The sequence below is a fragment of the Labrenzia sp. PO1 genome, from assembly GCF_012273635.1.
GTDB lineage: Bacteria > Pseudomonadota > Alphaproteobacteria > Rhizobiales > Stappiaceae > Roseibium > Roseibium algicola.
Map to the genome: position 1 here is coordinate 60,233 of NZ_JAAXCR010000007.1, position 15,260 is coordinate 75,492.

The 15,260-nt window shown below is 56.8% G+C and carries 21 protein-coding genes; 17 read left to right on the top strand and 4 right to left on the bottom strand.

Annotation, left to right across the window (positions count from 1 at the left end; all coding sequences use genetic code 11):
* Nucleotides 1–101: 101 nt before the first annotated feature.
* The gene (locus HCG46_RS28660) at nucleotides 102–911 is read right to left on the bottom strand and encodes a MarR family transcriptional regulator (protein ID WP_168688050.1); all 810 of its coding nucleotides are present in this window, start codon (nucleotides 909–911) and stop codon (nucleotides 102–104) included.
* Between the two features lie 148 nt (nucleotides 912–1,059).
* Between HCG46_RS28660 and HCG46_RS27305 the strand changes: the two genes are divergently transcribed.
* The 16 genes from HCG46_RS27305 to HCG46_RS27380 all read left to right on the top strand — a co-directional run bounded on the left by HCG46_RS27305 (nucleotide 1,060) and on the right by HCG46_RS27380 (nucleotide 11,748).
* On the top strand, nucleotides 1,060–1,485 hold the full coding sequence (locus HCG46_RS27305; protein WP_055654655.1) for an organic hydroperoxide resistance protein: 426 nt from the start codon (nucleotides 1,060–1,062) through the stop codon (nucleotides 1,483–1,485).
* A 76-nt stretch (nucleotides 1,486–1,561) separates the two neighbouring features.
* Nucleotides 1,562–1,846: a YciI family protein gene (locus HCG46_RS27310; protein WP_168688051.1), complete on the top strand. Its 285-nt coding sequence runs from the start codon at nucleotides 1,562–1,564 to the stop codon at nucleotides 1,844–1,846.
* A gap of 158 nt (nucleotides 1,847–2,004) precedes the next feature.
* Nucleotides 2,005–2,427, top strand: a complete 423-nt coding sequence (locus HCG46_RS27315; protein ID WP_055654650.1) for a VOC family protein — start codon at nucleotides 2,005–2,007, stop codon at nucleotides 2,425–2,427.
* A gap of 56 nt (nucleotides 2,428–2,483) precedes the next feature.
* A complete protein-coding gene (locus tag HCG46_RS27320; protein WP_055654648.1) occupies nucleotides 2,484–3,194 on the top strand; it encodes a GH25 family lysozyme in 711 nt (236 codons plus the stop codon).
* Between the two features lie 90 nt (nucleotides 3,195–3,284).
* Entirely contained in the window at nucleotides 3,285–3,710 is a 426-nt protein-coding gene (locus tag HCG46_RS27325) for a MerR family DNA-binding transcriptional regulator (RefSeq protein WP_055654646.1), read from the top strand.
* A complete protein-coding gene (locus HCG46_RS27330; protein WP_077292710.1) occupies nucleotides 3,710–4,153 on the top strand; it encodes a PaaI family thioesterase in 444 nt (147 codons plus the stop codon). Before HCG46_RS27325 ends, HCG46_RS27330 begins: the two co-directional genes overlap by 1 nt.
* A gap of 3 nt (nucleotides 4,154–4,156) precedes the next feature.
* Entirely contained in the window at nucleotides 4,157–4,603 is a 447-nt protein-coding gene (locus HCG46_RS27335) for a GNAT family N-acetyltransferase (protein ID WP_168688052.1), read from the top strand.
* A gap of 21 nt (nucleotides 4,604–4,624) precedes the next feature.
* Nucleotides 4,625–5,797, top strand: a complete 1,173-nt coding sequence (locus HCG46_RS27340) for an isovaleryl-CoA dehydrogenase (RefSeq protein ID WP_062488596.1) — start codon at nucleotides 4,625–4,627, stop codon at nucleotides 5,795–5,797.
* A gap of 21 nt (nucleotides 5,798–5,818) precedes the next feature.
* On the top strand, nucleotides 5,819–6,211 hold the full coding sequence (locus HCG46_RS27345) for a cupin domain-containing protein (RefSeq protein ID WP_055654641.1): 393 nt from the start codon (nucleotides 5,819–5,821) through the stop codon (nucleotides 6,209–6,211).
* Between the two features lie 70 nt (nucleotides 6,212–6,281).
* A complete protein-coding gene (locus HCG46_RS27350; protein ID WP_168688053.1) occupies nucleotides 6,282–6,971 on the top strand; it encodes an SDR family NAD(P)-dependent oxidoreductase in 690 nt (229 codons plus the stop codon).
* Nucleotides 6,972–7,202: 231 nt separating this feature from the next.
* Nucleotides 7,203–7,838 carry a TetR/AcrR family transcriptional regulator gene (locus HCG46_RS27355; RefSeq protein WP_168688054.1) on the top strand — a complete coding sequence of 212 codons (636 nt, stop codon included), beginning with the start codon at nucleotides 7,203–7,205 and terminating at the stop codon, nucleotides 7,836–7,838.
* Nucleotides 7,835–8,797 (top strand): VOC family protein, encoded by a 963-nt coding sequence (locus HCG46_RS28665; RefSeq protein ID WP_286185554.1) that lies wholly within the window; start codon nucleotides 7,835–7,837, stop codon nucleotides 8,795–8,797. The genes HCG46_RS27355 and HCG46_RS28665 overlap by 4 nt, the downstream gene beginning before the upstream one ends.
* A 172-nt stretch (nucleotides 8,798–8,969) precedes the next feature.
* Entirely contained in the window at nucleotides 8,970–9,560 is a 591-nt protein-coding gene (locus tag HCG46_RS27365; RefSeq protein ID WP_168688055.1) for a GNAT family N-acetyltransferase, read from the top strand.
* A gap of 13 nt (nucleotides 9,561–9,573) precedes the next feature.
* The gene (locus tag HCG46_RS27370) at nucleotides 9,574–9,978 is read left to right on the top strand and encodes an ACT domain-containing protein (protein WP_022998308.1); all 405 of its coding nucleotides are present in this window, start codon (nucleotides 9,574–9,576) and stop codon (nucleotides 9,976–9,978) included.
* Between the two features lie 114 nt (nucleotides 9,979–10,092).
* Nucleotides 10,093–10,950 carry an adenylate/guanylate cyclase domain-containing protein gene (locus HCG46_RS27375; RefSeq protein ID WP_075282967.1) on the top strand — a complete coding sequence of 286 codons (858 nt, stop codon included), beginning with the start codon at nucleotides 10,093–10,095 and terminating at the stop codon, nucleotides 10,948–10,950.
* A gap of 183 nt (nucleotides 10,951–11,133) precedes the next feature.
* On the top strand, nucleotides 11,134–11,748 hold the full coding sequence (locus HCG46_RS27380; RefSeq protein WP_022998310.1) for an ATP-dependent Clp protease proteolytic subunit: 615 nt from the start codon (nucleotides 11,134–11,136) through the stop codon (nucleotides 11,746–11,748).
* A gap of 67 nt (nucleotides 11,749–11,815) precedes the next feature.
* Here the strand turns inward: HCG46_RS27380 and HCG46_RS27385 are convergent, their stop codons facing one another.
* From HCG46_RS27385 to HCG46_RS27395, 3 genes are all read right to left on the bottom strand, one after another.
* The gene (locus tag HCG46_RS27385; protein WP_031268347.1) at nucleotides 11,816–12,220 is read right to left on the bottom strand and encodes a Clp protease ClpP; all 405 of its coding nucleotides are present in this window, start codon (nucleotides 12,218–12,220) and stop codon (nucleotides 11,816–11,818) included.
* Between the two features lie 365 nt (nucleotides 12,221–12,585).
* Complete coding sequence (locus HCG46_RS27390; RefSeq protein WP_168688056.1) at nucleotides 12,586–13,581, bottom strand: sensor domain-containing diguanylate cyclase; 996 nt, start codon at nucleotides 13,579–13,581, stop codon at nucleotides 12,586–12,588.
* A gap of 2 nt (nucleotides 13,582–13,583) precedes the next feature.
* Complete coding sequence (locus HCG46_RS27395; RefSeq protein ID WP_205838730.1) at nucleotides 13,584–14,129, bottom strand: methanogen output domain 1-containing protein; 546 nt, start codon at nucleotides 14,127–14,129, stop codon at nucleotides 13,584–13,586.
* A 310-nt stretch (nucleotides 14,130–14,439) separates the two neighbouring features.
* Here HCG46_RS27395 and HCG46_RS27400 point away from each other — a divergent pair, with 310 nt between their 5' ends.
* Nucleotides 14,440–15,237, top strand: a complete 798-nt coding sequence (locus HCG46_RS27400; RefSeq protein ID WP_152506417.1) for a YdcF family protein — start codon at nucleotides 14,440–14,442, stop codon at nucleotides 15,235–15,237.
* Nucleotides 15,238–15,260: the final 23 nt, after the last annotated feature.

Sequence of the window (15,260 nt, forward strand, 5' to 3'; positions counted from 1 at the left end):
ATTATTGCCAAAACAAAAGGCCCCGAGATTTGTGCTGGTGCAGCAACCTCCCGGAGCCTGTTTGATGGCTACTCATTTTGCCCGCTGCTCAATGCCAGGTATCACTCCAGGCCTGCTTTACGCAAATTGTCCCGAAGCGTCATGACCTTTGCCTGAAGGTCGATGACTTCTTCCAGTTTCAGTCCGGTCGAAGACATGATGCAGGTGCTGAAATGTTCCGTTTTCTTCTGCAAGGCGCGGCCCTTGCGGGTCAGTTTCAGGATAACCTGGCGCTCGTCCTTGATGTTGCGTGTCCGCGTGACCAGCCCCATGGCTTCAAGCCGCTTTAACAGTGGCGTCAGCGTGTTGGTGTCGAGCTGCAGCTTGGACGTAATTGTACCAACCGGAACGTTGTTTGTTTCCCAGAGCACCGTCATGGCCAGGAACTGCGGGTAGGTGAGCCCGACTTCCTTGAGCAACGCCTTGTAGACGCCGTGCATTGCGTGGTTGGCGGAATACAGCGCAAAACACAAGTGCCGGTCGAGCGGCAAGCTGCCATCATGGATTTTCTGACTGTCGTCGTCCTGGTCGCTGGCAGGGTCATTGGCAGCGGATGCAGATGCGGCCTGCTCGGTGCCGGGATCTTCGCCAGCCTGCGTTTCCGCAGAAACGTCAGGCGTCTGCCCGGTATCAACTATCTCTTGGCTGACAGGCGTCTCGGCGACGGCAACGTCAATTTCCGCTTCGCGTGCGTCATTGCTTTCAGCGCCGGAAGCCGTTTCCGCCTCAGGCTTGGCTGCGGCCTTCTTGCGCTGTTTCTTCTCAGACTTTTCGGCTTTTGCCGGCTTGTCTTTTTTTTGTTTTTCAGTCGCTTCCGGCGCGGAAAATCCAATCGCGTCCAGCAGGGACATCTGGTTTGTGGTCTCGCTCATTCGCCCCTTATAAATCGCGCGCGATATGGTCGCAACTGTTGACGAATTGGAAGCGTGTGTATATGTGGGTAATTTATATCGTGTACGATTAAAGCCTATGCGATATATAGGACTGAATGACTTGCTATTTGAGAGAAGGTGCCTGCAGATGGCTGTTGATGTGAAATATGAAACCAAGGCAAAGGCCACCGGCGGCCGCGATGGTGCGGCGGAAACGTTGAGCGGATCCTTCAAGGTCAAGCTGGCGACGCCGAAAGAACTCGGCGGCGCAGGCGGCGAAGGCAATAACCCGGAAGAGCTGTTCGCAGCCGGATATGCAGCCTGCTTTATTGGCGCGATGAAATTCGTCGGCGGGCAGGAAAAGATTGCAGTCCCGGCTGATACATCCATCACCTCGACGGTTGGCATCGGTCCGCGTTCTGAAGGCGGGTTCGGTCTGGCGGTCGCGCTGGAAGTGTCCCTGCCGGGTTTGGACAAGGCTGTAGCTGAAGACCTCGTTGCCAAGGCACACCAGGTTTGCCCCTATTCAAACGCGACCCGGAACAACATTGACGTCAAGCTGACTGTCGTCTGACACAGATTGTCCGGTTCGACCTTTTGTGGTCGAGCCGGACCTCTTTTTGGCTTTTTGTTGGTGGAAAGGAGCTTTCGTGAGCCTCTTTGTTATTGATCTTCACTACACTGCTGATCTGCGGGAGATAGACGCTCTGGCGGAAGAACACAGGTCCTTCCTGCGGGATCAGTATGAGGCCGGTCTGTTCCTGGCGTCCGGTCCGAAACAGCCGCGAACCGGTGGTGTGATCCTGGCGCGCGCAGCAGACCGAGTCGAAGTCGAACTGGCAATCAACAAGGACCCGTTCAAGTCGTCGGGCGTTGCGGAATATACCGTCACGGAATTCAAGCCGGTCATGCACGCACGGAACTTCCCGATTTGACGCAATCACGGGCGGTCAGCTCTATGCGGAATGCGGCCGCCACACGAGAATTCCAATTGGCGATGGCGATTTGAAAGAAAACCTTGCCGGGTAACCTGAAATTCCCGGCGGATGGGTGTTAAGAAGGGCCGACCTGTCTCACGCGGAGAATTAAGAACATGCGGCCGAAGCTTGATGGCATCCTGGAAACCGCCGTTTATGTCGACGACATGGAGACGGCTCACTCCTTTTATTCCGATATCCTGGGATTGAAGCGCATGGTCGCTGGAGAAAGGCTGTTTGCCTATGATGCCGGCCCCGCGCAGGCGCTTCTGGTGTTTCATCGCGGCCATACCGGGGAGGACGTTGAGACGCCGGGAGGTATCGTTCCCGGGCACGATACGTCGGGGCACAGTCATTTCGCGTTTCGCATTGGGTCCGACCAACTGGAACCCTGGCGGGCTTACCTGGGCGAGATGGGTGTGGAAATTGTCAGCGAGGTCATATGGCCGGCAGGCGGCACCAGCCTTTATTTCAATGACCCGGACGGCAATGTCCTGGAGCTGGCGGCAGCCCCGCTCTGGCCGAATTACCTATCGTGATTCTTAACAGTTTTGCGGCAGGGTGACGGCGTTTGAAAGTCATAACAGGTGGCGCAATGAATTTCTTGCAAGCGGTCCTGCGGACATTGTTCTACGTTGCCGTCGGCGGGGTGATTTCGATTGTCGGAGCGGCGTTTTTCTTCATGAACTGGGAGCCTGACCGGAACCAATACACGATCCGCGGCATCGATATTTCGCACCACCAGGGTGATATCGACTGGGCGCAGGTGGCGGCGGACGATATTGCCTTCGTCTACATGAAGGCAACTGAAGGCGGAGACTTCAAGGACCGTGCCTTTGCCCGCAACTGGGCCGGAGCAGGAAGCGCGGGTCTGGCGCGTGGTGCCTATCATTTCTTCAGTTTGTGCAAATCCGGCCGCGAGCAGGCGCAAAACTTCCTGTCGGTTCTGCCTCAGGACAGCGATATGCTGGCGCCGGTGGTGGATCTGGAATTCACCGGGAACTGCGCGCGCCGTCCGCCAGCCGAGGAAGTGCTGCAGGAAATCAGTGATTTCGTTGCTCTGGTCGAGCAGGGGCGCGGCAAGCAGGTCATCCTTTATGTGCCGGAGGACTTCTATCTGGACTATCTGAAGGGCAAGGGCCTGAACCGCCGTCTCTGGACGCAGTCGATCTGGCATTCTCCCGGCTATGTGTCAGACTGGTCGCTCTGGCAGTACCATGACCGGGGCACGATCAAAGGCATTTCCGGCGATGTCGATCTGAATGTCCTTCATCCAGAGAAGAGCTTGGATAACCTGAAATCCTGATTGCTCAAGTGCATGAAATATAAGCTTTAAAATTGACGTGTTGACTTTAACGTAAAAAGACGGAACTGTGCGCTCCAACAAGGAGCGGGCATGCAGCGTTATTACACCATCACCCAGCTGACGCAGGAGTTCGACATTACCACCCGAACCCTGCGGTTCTACGAAGCGCAGGGGCTGGTGTCGCCGACGCGCCGGGGTCGTCAACGCCTTTACACACCTGGTGATCGTACCCGCATCAAACTGATCCTTCGCGGCAAACGTCTCGGATTTTCCCTGAACGAAATCAAGGAAATGATCGAGATGTACGGCAGTGCACCCGGTGAAACCGGCCAGCTGCGGCTCCTCCTCGACAGGATCGCCGCCCGCCGGGCAGAACTTCTCGAAAAACAGCGCGATATCGAATTGACCCTGGTTGAACTCGACGATGTCGAAGCCGGTGCAAAAGCGCGCATGGTCGAGCTTGAAACAGGCCCGGACCAACTGTCTGGCGCCGTTACGACCTCGGAGGACAAGTGATGGATCTTTCGCCTCGAGACGAAAACTGGGAACCCCGTGTCCGGGCCAGTTTTGCTGCGCAGAAATTCATGACCCATCTGGGGGCGAAGATGGTTCACGTCTCGCCCGGCGCGGTCGATCTGGAATTGACGATGCTTCCGGAACTGACACAGCAACACGGCTTTTTTCATGCCGGTGCGACGTCTTCCATTGCGGACAGTGCGGCAGGCTATGCAGCTCTAACGCTGTTTTCCGCCGGCTTCGGGGTGTTGACCAGCGAATACAAGATCAACCTGCTCAATCCGGCGAAACAGTCGGTGCTTCTTGCGCGTGGACGGGTTGTCAAACCGGGACGAACGCTGACCATAGCCAAGGCAGATGTCTACGGACTGGATGACGGCGAACAGGTGCATGTCGCAACGGGGCTGTTCACGCTCATGAGCGTTGCCGGCGTCAAGGACTGAAGAATGACCGATATCACCATCAGGCCGCTGGAACGATCCGACAAGCCGGGCTGGCTCGAACTCTGGAAGGCCTATCTTGCATTCTACGAGCAGGATCTGGCGCCGGGAGTGACGGAAACCCTCTTTGAGCGACTGCATTCCAATGCAGGCCACCGCGCGTTCGTGGCAGTTCAGGAGAATGAGCTGGTTGGACTGGTCCATTACCTTTTTCACGATAGCACCTGGGCCAGTTCGTCCACCTGCTATCTGGAAGATCTGTATGTCAGCGAGAAGCTTCGTGGTGGCGGAGCCGGCCGCAAGCTGATCGAGGCGGTCTACAGGGCCGCGACCGAAGAACCGTCTGCCAGCGGCAAAGTCTACTGGCACACACATGATCACAATACACGCGCCCGGCAGCTTTACGACCGGATCGGCGTTTTGAGCGATTTTGTCCGATACGACAGGCCTTAAGAACTCTGGGAGGTAATCAAGATGATCCGTAACGATTTTCCGGGTTTCAATTTCGATCTCGGCGAAACCGCCGACATGCTGCGCGACACCGTTCGGTCCTACAGTCAGGACCGGATTGCGCCACTGGCAGAAAAGATCGACCGCGAGGACTGGTTCCCGCGGGAGCTCTGGCCGGAAATGGGAGACCTTGGCCTTCACGGGATCACAGTGGAGGAAGAATGGGGCGGTTCGGGTCTGGGCTACCTGGAGCACTGCATTGCCATGGAAGAGGTCAGCCGGGCGTCCGCCTCCATCGGCCTCAGCTATGGCGCCCATTCAAACCTGTGTGTCAACCAGCTTCGCCGCTGGGGAAGTGACGACCAGAAGAAGCGCTATCTGAACAAGCTCGTGACCGGCGAACATCTGGGTGCGCTGGCCATGTCGGAGCCGGGCGCTGGCTCAGACGTCGTTTCCATGAAACTGAAGGCGGAAAAGAAGGGCGATCGGTACGTCCTCAACGGCTCCAAGATGTGGATCACCAACGGTCCGTCCGCCGATACGATGATCATCTATGCCAAGACCGATCCGGAAGCCGGGCCGAAGGGCATTACCGCGTTTCTGGTCGAGAAGAGCTTCCCAGGTTTTTCCGTCGCGCAGAAGCTCGACAAGCTCGGCATGCGCGGGTCCGAAACCGGTGAACTGGTGTTCCAGGATTGCGAAGTGCCGGAAGAAAACGTCCTCGGCCAGGTTGGCAAGGGCGTCAACGTGCTGATGTCGGGTCTGGACTACGAGCGCGCCGTTCTGGCTGCAGGGGCCGTCGGCATCATGCAGGCAGCCATGGACGTGGTCATTCCCTATGTCCACGAGCGCGAGCAGTTCGGCCAGCCGATCGGCACATTCCAGCTTGTACAGGGCAAGGTCGCCGACATGTATGTGACCATGAACGCCACCAAGTCCTACGTCTACGCGGTTGCCAAGGCGTGCGACCGGGGCGAGACCACGCGCGAAGACGCCGCTGGTGCAATCCTCTACGCTGCCGAAAACGCAACCAAACTGGCACTTGATGCAATCCAGCTGCTTGGTGGCAATGGCTACATCAACGAATATCCGACCGGGCGTTTGCTGCGTGACGCCAAGCTGTACGAGATTGGTGCGGGAACTTCCGAAATTCGGCGGATGCTGATCGGTCGTGAGATCTTTAACAAGACGGCCTGATCACCGAATTCGGAGAATGGCATGAAACAGACCCGGCTTCCCGAAAAGCCCGACGCGAAATCTCCGGCGGGGGCCGATATCCGTTTCATCATGGATGGGCCGACAGGAAACATGATCCATTCGACTGTTCCTGTCGGCCAGACCAACCGCGCAACACGGCACAGGACCGTGCATGAGTTCTGGCATGTGCTTTCCGGCCATGGACAGATCTGGAGGTCCGACGATGCCAGCCAGGGCGTTGTCGACCTGGAAGCGGGTGTCTCCATCGATATCCCGGCTGGAACTGCTTTCCAGTACCGCAACACCGGTGAAAGTGTTCTGCAGTTCATCTGTATCTCTATGCCTCCCTGGCCAGGGGATGACGAAGCCGAATTTGTTGATGGGCCCTGGGAAGCGACGGTCGGCAGCACCTGAGACCAATCCTGCTAGCGAACCGATCCGGCTTTTTCTGCGTATCGCTGTCACGACGAAAGTGAGGCAGTGAATGACGTCAATTGCGGTAATCTTTGGGGCCAGCGGCGGAATTGGCTCAGCCATGAGAGACCACCTTGAAGCGGGCAGCGGCTACGACAAGGTTATCGCCCTTCATCGAACGTCGTCACCACCTCTCGACCTGCTCGACGAACGCATGATCCAGGCCTGCGCCGACTGGATAAGGGAGAATGAGGGGGATGTTCGATTGCTGTTCGATGCCACCGGAGCGCTTACCTTGGGCAGTGCCCGTCCGGAAAAGAGCCTGCGCGAACTCGATCCTGAAGTACTTGCTCGTTCATATGCGATCAACGCCATTGGACCGGCACTGCTGATGAAGCACTTTTTGCCACTCCTCCCGAAAGAGGGAAGAAGTGTCTTTGCGACGCTTTCGGCCCGGGTCGGTTCGATCGGCGACAACGGTCTGGGTGGATGGTTTGCTTACCGGGCCGCGAAGGCTGGACTCAATCAACTGGTCCGTACGGCGTCTATCGAGCTGGCACGCAAAAATCCCGCTGCTATCTGTGTTGCGCTTCATCCCGGCACGGTGAAAACACCCTTGACCGAGAATTTTGCGAAAACCGGGCTCGATGTTCAGGAACCGGCTGTTGCAGCAGAGCGTCTTGTCAATGTGCTGACCAGTCTTACGCCTGCAGACACCGGTGGATTTTTCGATCAAACCGGCAGGCCGATCCCCTGGTAAGGCATAGCCTGGGCTTAAATCTCGGTGTGTTGCGATCACCAAGCGGTCTTCGTCCGCTCAATTCAGGTGTTGGCAGGGAACCCTTTCGTTTTTCAATGCCTCAATTTCAGAAACCCCGCTCGCTCGCTTGCTCGATTTTGGCACATCCTTGCTAGCCGGTGACAGGAAGGCGCTGCACGGTCGTCAAGCAAGTTGATTGACAGCATACCAACTGGTCGGTATGAGTGGTGTATGACAGAGAAACCTCAAAAGACCAAACGGCCGGATGCGCGGATCAAGCTGCTGGATTCGGCACTGCGTGTGATCCGCATGAAGGGCTACACGGCCACCACCGTCGATGATCTGTGCCGGGAGGCCGGCGTTACCAAGGGGGCCTTCTTCCACCACTTTCGTTCGAAGGACGATCTGGCAGTAGCCGCTGCTAACTATTGGTCTGAAACGACCGGGGCTCTGTTCGAGAAGGCGACGTATCACGATCCCGAAGATCCGCTGGACCGGGTGCTCGGCTATCTCGATTTCCGCAAGGCACTGGTGCAGGGCGACGTGACTGAGTTCACTTGTCTGGTCGGGACCATGGTCCAGGAAGTCTATGACACGAACCCCTCCATCCGCGATGCCTGCAACCGCAGCATCACCGGGCACGCCGCAACACTGGTTTCCGATATCGCAGAAGCAGCTGAAGACCGGGGCGTTGAAATTCCAGGTGGTGCGGAAAGCCTGGCACTTCACACACAGGTCGTGATCCAGGGGGCATTCGTGCTGGCAAAGGCAGGCAATGCGCCGTCGATAGCAACTGACAGCATTGATCATCTGAAACGTTACGTCGAACTGTTGTTCGGCCGGTCTAGAAACGGGAGAGCGCAATGAGTGAAGTCGAAATTCGCAAGGAAGGTCTGACGCTGGAACTCAGCCGCGTCATTGCCGCGCCGCGCGAGGCGGTCTGGCAATGCTGGACCAATCCCGAATTATTGAAGCGGTGGTTTTGCCCGAAGCCCTGGTTCGTACCGAAGGCCGACATGGACGTCCGTCCGGGAGGGCGTTTCAACACAGTGATGGCCGGTCCGGAAGGGGAGCTGTTCGAGAACGTCGGAATGTTTCTGGAAGTTGTCGACGGTGAGAAGCTAACGTTCACGGATGCCTATTCGGAAGGATATGTGCCGCGGGAAAACGCGTTCATGACCGGGTATGTGGAACTGGCAGATGTTCCCGGTGTTGGTACGCGCTTCACATGGGGGGCTCGCCACACTTCGGAAGCTGACAGGAACAAGCACCTGGAAATGGGTTTTGAGGAAGGCTGGAAGGCCGCTTCCACTCAGCTTGATGAGCTTGCTAGGTCGATTGCCATTGAGGGCTTGCAAACAACTCCTGCATTTTCCGCCAAGGTACGCACTTGCCTGTTCTTCAGTGAAAAGGGCGAAGAAGCCGCCAAATACTATACGTCCCTGTTGCCGGATAGCGTGATGGGCTCGGTCTTCAGGCCGGATCCGAATGGACCTGTGCTTGTTGCCGAGTTCACCCTGGCGGGCTCACCTTTCATGATCCTGAACGGCAACCCGGATATGCAGCCAAGTTATCTGACCTCGATTTCCATACTGACGGAAGATCAGGCGGAAACGGACCGGCTTTGGCAGGCGCTCCTTGCCGATGGCGGGGAAGAAGGGCAGTGCGGCTGGTTGAGAGATCGCTACGGTGTTCACTGGCAGATCGTACCGAAGGCGTTGCCTCGGCTGATGCATGCTGGCAATCCGGAACGGGCTGGCCGTGTCAGTGCTGCCCTGATGAAGATGAGGAAGATCGACATTGCCGGGCTGGAAGCCGCTGCCTGAATTGGAGCATAAACACAGCCCGTTGTCTTGATTGCCCAACAAGGCTTGAGCGAAGAAGGAAAATACGAAACGCCACCTGTTGAGCGGCGTTTTGCTTTTGTGGAACAGACACTTTCACCGGGATTGCCGTCCCCGTTCTTTCCGTGCAACTTTGCAATCCGGAGGAGTGGATATGACACATAACGATCCCGTCCACATTCAGCTTGCAACCCCGGAGCGCTGGGCAGATCTGGTGGATCTGTTCGGACCGGAGAGGGGGGCGTCTGGCGGTTGCTGGTGCATGTGGCCGTTCTTGCGGGGCAGAGACTGGAAAGCGATGACCCGTGATGAACGGCGCGATGCATTCCAGCAGAAAGTGGACGCGGGTCCGGTGCCAGGGCTTCTGGCCTACCGCGGCAATCTGGCCGTGGGCTGGATCGCACTGGGTCCGCGCATGCAGTATCTGCGTTTTCAGCTTGGCAAAACCACCCAGCCGCTGTCCGATGACAGCGCACAAGCGCTGGCGGCGACATATGCCGTCACCTGTTTCTTTATCAGAAACGGACATCGCAAAACCGGGTTGATGTCCGTGTTGCTTGATGCAGGCATTGGCCACGCCAAAGCGCAGGGAGCGCATCAACTGGATGCCTGTCCAATGGAATCGGAAAAGCCCCTTCAATGGGGAGAAGGCTTCGTGGGTATAGCAGACGTCTTCCGTAGAGCAGGTTTTGTCGAAATCGCACGCAGAAGCCCGCGGCGGCCGCTGATGCGCAAACTTCTTTGAATGGATTATCCGAATGACCGGTGAAACCGACCTTGCCACCCTGATCTCCCAGATGCGTCCGATGCTGGATCCGGAGCCTTATGTGTTTTGCACCTTCGCTTCGAAATCCATGACGGACCTGGCGGAATACGACCCGATCGGGCTTTTTGCGGAAACGGAAGGCCTCACAGCCATCCTGCCGGTGGAGCGTGCGCGCGAACTGGGTTTGGCCGAGGCCGAATGGTTTCGCCGGATAACCCTGACGGTGCATTCCTCACTTGAAGCCGTGGGTCTGACGGCGTCGATCTCGGCTGCATTGGCCGCTGAGGGGATTTCGGCAAATGTGGTCGCAGCCTATTTTCACGATCATGTTTTTGTGCCCGAAGAGCGCGCCGATGATGCCCTGGCAGCGCTGCGCAAACTCGCCGGAGACATCTGACACTGCTTTTCTTAGTTGGCCGAACTTCGGGCTGGGTGGCGAATTCGGTGGATTTTCCCTTGCAATTTCCGGTTTGCCTTCCCATTCCTAAGCGGGAGCAAGCGGGGTAAGAGCATGCAACGGGTCAAGCGGCGTCTGGCGGCAGTTATGTGCGCAGACGTTGCGCAATATTCCAAGCTCATGGAGCGGGATGAAGACGGAACGCTGGACCGGCTCAAGGCCTATCGGTTGGTGATGTCTGCGCTGACCGAGCGTCACAATGGACGTATCGTCAACACATGGGGTGATGCCGTCATCATCGAGTTCGCCTCGGTGATGGAGGCCGTTCAATGCGCCGTCGACATTCAGAACGAGCTTTCCGTTCGCAATGCGGACCTTCCGGACCTGAACAGGATGGAGTTTCGCATCGGTATCAATCTCGGCGACATCATGGTCGAGGGCGAGGATATCTACGGCGACGGTGTGAATGTTGCTGCCCGTTTGCAGGAAATCGCGCCGAGGGGCGGGATCATGCTCTCCCAATCGGTCTATGACCAGGTCAAGACCAAGATGGCGCTGGGCTTTGAGCCGCTTGGCCCTCAGCACGTCAAGAACGTTACCGATCCCGTTGAAACCTATTGCGTGCGTATTGGCGGTCGCAATGCGCCGGAGGAAAAACGGTCCGGGCAGGAGACGAACGGAACTGCGGAGCGACGCCAGACCGAAATTCCAAGACCGGAATGGGAACGAGACACCCAGGCGGTTGCCTCCGGGTTTGAACAGGCGCGCCGTTGGTTGAGAGCTCAGCCAAAGCGGGTGCGAAGCTGCGTTTTCATGATCGGCCTGTTTTTCGTGATCAACCTGCTGACATCCGGCTTGTCCACATTGTGGTTCGTCTGGCCGTCCCTGCCTTTCGCAGCCATGCTGGTTTGGTATCTGCTTGTCGGGCGACAGGAAAAGCGCTTCGGCGAGACGACGGGACCGGGTGATTGAGAGAGGGCAATGTCACGTGTTGCCGATCTGATAACTCTTTTCACGCTAATCAGGGTCTGATGATTTGCGAGTGCAACTGACTTCGCTTACACATGGACCAACGCGGGGCGGCGAAACATTCCGTCAGCCCATCGAAAATGCCGGCCAGGCCGGCCCAACAGCAAAGGGAGCTTAATCCTGCGCATGAAAAACTATTCGACCACGGTGCCTGCACGCCTCGACGATGAAGACGAGGATAAGCCCAAGAGCCAGCCGTCGATCCAGGTCGACAAGCATCTGTTCGAAGCGCGCACAGTTCTGATCACCGGTCCGGTGACACAGGACATGGCCCGCGACGTGTGCGCCCGGCTTCTGGCGCTGGCGCAGGTTTCCAACGACCCGATCACGGTCATTGTTTCGTCTCCGGGCGGTCATGTCGAATCCGGTGACATGATTCACGACACCATCAAGTTCATCGCACCCGAGGTCCGCATCCTCGGCATGGGCTGGGTGGCCAGCGCCGGTGCGCTGATCTACGTGTCGGTTCCCAAGGACAAGCGTTTCTGCACGCCGAACACTCGCTTCCTGCTTCATCAACCGTCCGGTGGTGCCGGCGGCATGGCTACGGATATCGAGATCCAGGCCAAGGAAATCATCAAGATGCGCGATCGACTGAACAAGATCTTCGCGGCGGCGACAGGCCAGCCGATCGAACGGATCGAAAAAGACACCGATCGCGACTACTGGATGAGCCCGGAAGAGGGTATCGACTACGGTCTGGTCGGCAAGATCGTCACAAGTGTGGACGAACTGGGTTGATCCCGACTGACCTGACTGCAAACGTAGAAACGCCGGCAAATGCCGGCGTTTTTTCTATCCGAACCGATCAGAGGCAGATCGGTTCGGGTTCGACGGAATAGACCATTACCGGTGCAACCGGCTTGGGGTTGAGCACATGCGGCCGAAGTCGGGACATGAGCTCACGCAGGTGCTCTTCGTCTCCGGGGGCAGGGGCGCCGTCGAAGATGACTGCGACAAGGTGATCCACGAAGCGTTCGTAGATGTTGTTGCAGGTGCAGATCGGTGCCAGCAGTTCACAGACGGGCTTGCCGTCGTAAAATGGCGCTCCACCGGCAAGGAAGATCAGGAACTCGGTCAGATCGTCCGAGTGTTCGAATTCCGGCAGAAAGCTGGTCACGTCGAAACACGGGTCCTGTTCCAGTCTCGCTTTGAGGCGAGGCATTGCCCGCATGATCGCCTTGCGACCGCCTAGTTTCATATAGAGTGTCATCTGGCTAACCCTCATTGATCCTTCATTACGATGTCGCCAAGATGACTCAGAAAGCGTGCCAGCCCTGTGACTCCGATCACGGATAAACCCTTTGTCAAAATCACCAGTGCCCGCTAATGGCGCATTGGTGCGGTGAAAACAGCCCCAAAGCGGCCGTTTTCAACGGTTTGAGCAGGAAGATGTCGGTAAAATGTGACAGGCGCGTTACAGGACCCGTAATCAGCGGTCGGTCAGGTCTCGCGGAGGCATCGGCGTCCACATTGTTAAAAATAGTGAGGCATCTAAGGAATGCGCGCGGTGGTCGGATAGGCGAAAAGCCTGACCAAATCGAAGCCTGCCGGCAATAGCCAAAGTTCGGATCAATTTCAGAAATGCTGCGAATCGATGCGCCCTGACTTCCGGCATTCGCCGGACTTTCCGGTCTCGATGGCCGCTGCCGTGGGGACGGCCTCCCCGGCGATGAGGCGGGCTCTGCCGGTTTCCTTTGCCAAATAAAGATTTCTGTCAGCCCGTTCAAAAAGCGAGGCTGGGGTGTCTTCAGGCCTTTTTTCCGCCAGACCCGCGCTTGCGGTGTAGGCGTATCTCTTGCCGCGCGCGAACATTGGTGTCGCGTTCAACAGATCAAGCATGCGACTGACGACTATCGTTGCTTGCGCCAAATTTGTTTCCGGCAGGATCAGCGCGAATTCTTCACCACCCACACGGCAAACGACATCCGTCTGGCGCAGATGTTCCAGACATCTTTGCGCAAAATGAACGAGGATTTCATCTCCAAGCTGATGGCCATGGGCATCGTTGATCGACTTGAAATGGTCCAGGTCGATCAGGGAGATGCAGAAGTCGTGGTCATAGCGAGCAGATCGGTTGTATTCCTTGTCCAGTTCCTGGTCGAACCCGCGGCGGTTGGAGATACCGGTAAGCGGATCCGTAAGTGCCAGGTTTTCAAGTTCGGTCCGCTCCTGGCCGAAATGCAAGATCTTGTTGTTGAGCGACGAAATATCGGCGTTGAGCGCGGCAAACTTGCTGGAAAGGTTCATGTTCTCGTCGAAGCGGACAAGAACGGCGCCATCAATTCCGGTGCCCGGAACAGACAGTCTGTGGCCGAAAGCAACGCTTTCATATCCGGACAGAAGTTTCAGGCGCACCGGAACGGGAGTGGTTGAAGACCTGCACATCGACAGGTAGTCATCCACCTGCGCTGTATCCCTGACCTTGTCTGAAAGTTGTTCACCTACGCCAATTCCGGCAAGAGATTTGGCTGCCTTATTTGCGAGAACCACACGGCCATGATCGTCCAGCAGCAGAATAGGCTGGGGCATGGTCTGCACAAGGGCCGATATGATGGCAGTGGACTTGGGCACGGCTATCGAACCCTGTAGAATTCTTTGCCGTTGACGTCGTTCTCTACGGTCGGAGCCAGATGGACAACAACACGACAGTCAGTATCACCGCGGGCAATTGACCTGTCGATCTGGACCCTGGCGTAGCCATGGCAATCTGCCGCAATTCTTCCGAAGACGTTTGTCGTCATCATGCAGAGGGACGGACGGTCCTTGACGCGATCTCCGAACGGGCAGCGGGCGTTCTTGAGGATCAAGACCTTGTCGTCTTCATATTCGACACTGAACTGGCCACCGATCCGTCGTTTCAGGTCAGCCAGGACGTCTGCGAGCATAGGCCTTGGGATCTGTTCAAGATGCAGGGCAGACTTGTAATCGGAATTGATCTTTTCACCGATGCGGTTGGCTACCAGTGCGATGAACCCCTCCGCCTCGTTCACTCCGACAATTTCCTGCAGTGCTCCGCTGAGCTCTCGAATGATCTGATTGAAGAAGTCGGTTGTCTCCAGAGGGATCTGAGCCTTGGTGATTTCCGGCTGCTGCTGGTCCACTTCAATCGGCAGGCTCATGATCGATCCTCCTAGGGTTGCAATCTAACGTTGGGTGAATTTTCTTTCGAATCAATTAAACCATTGAAATAAAGAGACAATAATGATGCAACCTGGAGATTTGTGACAATGCGTGGGCGGACGTCTGTTCCTCGAATATTGTCGAAATTGTCGATCGGGAGAACGACTGGAAAATCCGGACCAAGACCGTGAAAACCATTTTGGCTCAAAGCTGTCAGGATGTGTGCTCACTTCAGCTTCAAGTCTCAATATTGTCGGTTTCACCGTATCTTTGTCACGCATCGGGCCCGCAACGATTCGGATTTTTCAGATGTATGTTTACCTATCCAAGATCGGCGGATTTCTGATCCTGCCATCCAATTTTCTCGTTGTTCTGATGGCTTTGGGATTGGTGCTCAGCCTTACGTCAAAGTGGCGGCGCAGTGGACGGTTTCTGACTTTTGCCGGTTTTCTTGGTTTGGTGGTTTGCGCTTTCTCACCGGCAGCCAACTGGTTGATTGTGCCCCTCGAGGACCGTTTTCAGCGTCCCGGCACTTTGGAGAATTATGACGGGATCATCGTTCTGGGTGGTGCCGTGGACACGGTGGTGACCGGCGTGCGGGGCGACACGGCCCTGACAATGTCCGCCGAGCGCATCACCATCACTGCGCGGCTGGCCAACGCGCTGCCGGAGGTGAAGATCATTCACACCGGTGGGCAGGGCATGATCGTATCGGACCAGGCAACAGAAGCCGAAGGGGCTGCGCGACTGTTTCGAGACTTCGGCATCTCTCCCGATCGCGTCATTCTGGAAGACAAGTCCCAGAACACCTGGCAAAACGCAGTCTACGCAAAGGATATTGTGCAGCCACAGCCCGGACAGCAGTGGCTTCTTGTCACTTCGGCCTATCACATGCCGCGCGCCATGGGAGTGTTCGAAAAGGCCGGTTGGACCGGGGTGACGGCTTATCCGGTGGACTATCGCACGCGTGGACCGCAGGACAAGTCGCTCGGCTTCGACGGTGCTTCAAAAGGCCTGCGGCGCTTTGATATCGCCTACCGGGAATGGGTTGGTCTGGCTGTCTACTGGATGCTTGGCAGGAGCACGGAATTCTTCCCTGGTCCATGAATTTGCAAAACCCTTTCGACAGT

Coding starts and splice junctions, on each gene's coding strand:
- HCG46_RS27320 (WP_055654648.1), top strand. CDS start 2,484: ATGAATTTCTTGCAAGCGGTCCTGCGGACATTGTTCTACGTTGCCGTC.
- HCG46_RS27350 (WP_168688053.1), top strand. CDS start 6,282: ATGACGTCAATTGCGGTAATCTTTGGGGCCAGCGGCGGAATTGGCTCA.
- HCG46_RS27400 (WP_152506417.1), top strand. CDS start 14,440: ATGTATGTTTACCTATCCAAGATCGGCGGATTTCTGATCCTGCCATCC.
- HCG46_RS27325 (WP_055654646.1), top strand. CDS start 3,285: ATGCAGCGTTATTACACCATCACCCAGCTGACGCAGGAGTTCGACATT.
- HCG46_RS27315 (WP_055654650.1), top strand. CDS start 2,005: ATGCGGCCGAAGCTTGATGGCATCCTGGAAACCGCCGTTTATGTCGAC.
- HCG46_RS27365 (WP_168688055.1), top strand. CDS start 8,970: ATGACACATAACGATCCCGTCCACATTCAGCTTGCAACCCCGGAGCGC.
- HCG46_RS27385 (WP_031268347.1), bottom strand. CDS start 12,220: ATGACACTCTATATGAAACTAGGCGGTCGCAAGGCGATCATGCGGGCA.
- HCG46_RS27305 (WP_055654655.1), top strand. CDS start 1,060: ATGGCTGTTGATGTGAAATATGAAACCAAGGCAAAGGCCACCGGCGGC.
- HCG46_RS27380 (WP_022998310.1), top strand. CDS start 11,134: ATGAAAAACTATTCGACCACGGTGCCTGCACGCCTCGACGATGAAGAC.
- HCG46_RS27330 (WP_077292710.1), top strand. CDS start 3,710: ATGGATCTTTCGCCTCGAGACGAAAACTGGGAACCCCGTGTCCGGGCC.
- HCG46_RS27340 (WP_062488596.1), top strand. CDS start 4,625: ATGATCCGTAACGATTTTCCGGGTTTCAATTTCGATCTCGGCGAAACC.
- HCG46_RS27370 (WP_022998308.1), top strand. CDS start 9,574: ATGACCGGTGAAACCGACCTTGCCACCCTGATCTCCCAGATGCGTCCG.
- HCG46_RS27345 (WP_055654641.1), top strand. CDS start 5,819: ATGAAACAGACCCGGCTTCCCGAAAAGCCCGACGCGAAATCTCCGGCG.
- HCG46_RS27375 (WP_075282967.1), top strand. CDS start 10,093: ATGCAACGGGTCAAGCGGCGTCTGGCGGCAGTTATGTGCGCAGACGTT.
- HCG46_RS27335 (WP_168688052.1), top strand. CDS start 4,157: ATGACCGATATCACCATCAGGCCGCTGGAACGATCCGACAAGCCGGGC.
- HCG46_RS28665 (WP_286185554.1), top strand. CDS start 7,835: ATGAGTGAAGTCGAAATTCGCAAGGAAGGTCTGACGCTGGAACTCAGC.
- HCG46_RS28660 (WP_168688050.1), bottom strand. CDS start 911: ATGAGCGAGACCACAAACCAGATGTCCCTGCTGGACGCGATTGGATTT.
- HCG46_RS27355 (WP_168688054.1), top strand. CDS start 7,203: ATGACAGAGAAACCTCAAAAGACCAAACGGCCGGATGCGCGGATCAAG.
- HCG46_RS27395 (WP_205838730.1), bottom strand. CDS start 14,129: ATGAGCCTGCCGATTGAAGTGGACCAGCAGCAGCCGGAAATCACCAAG.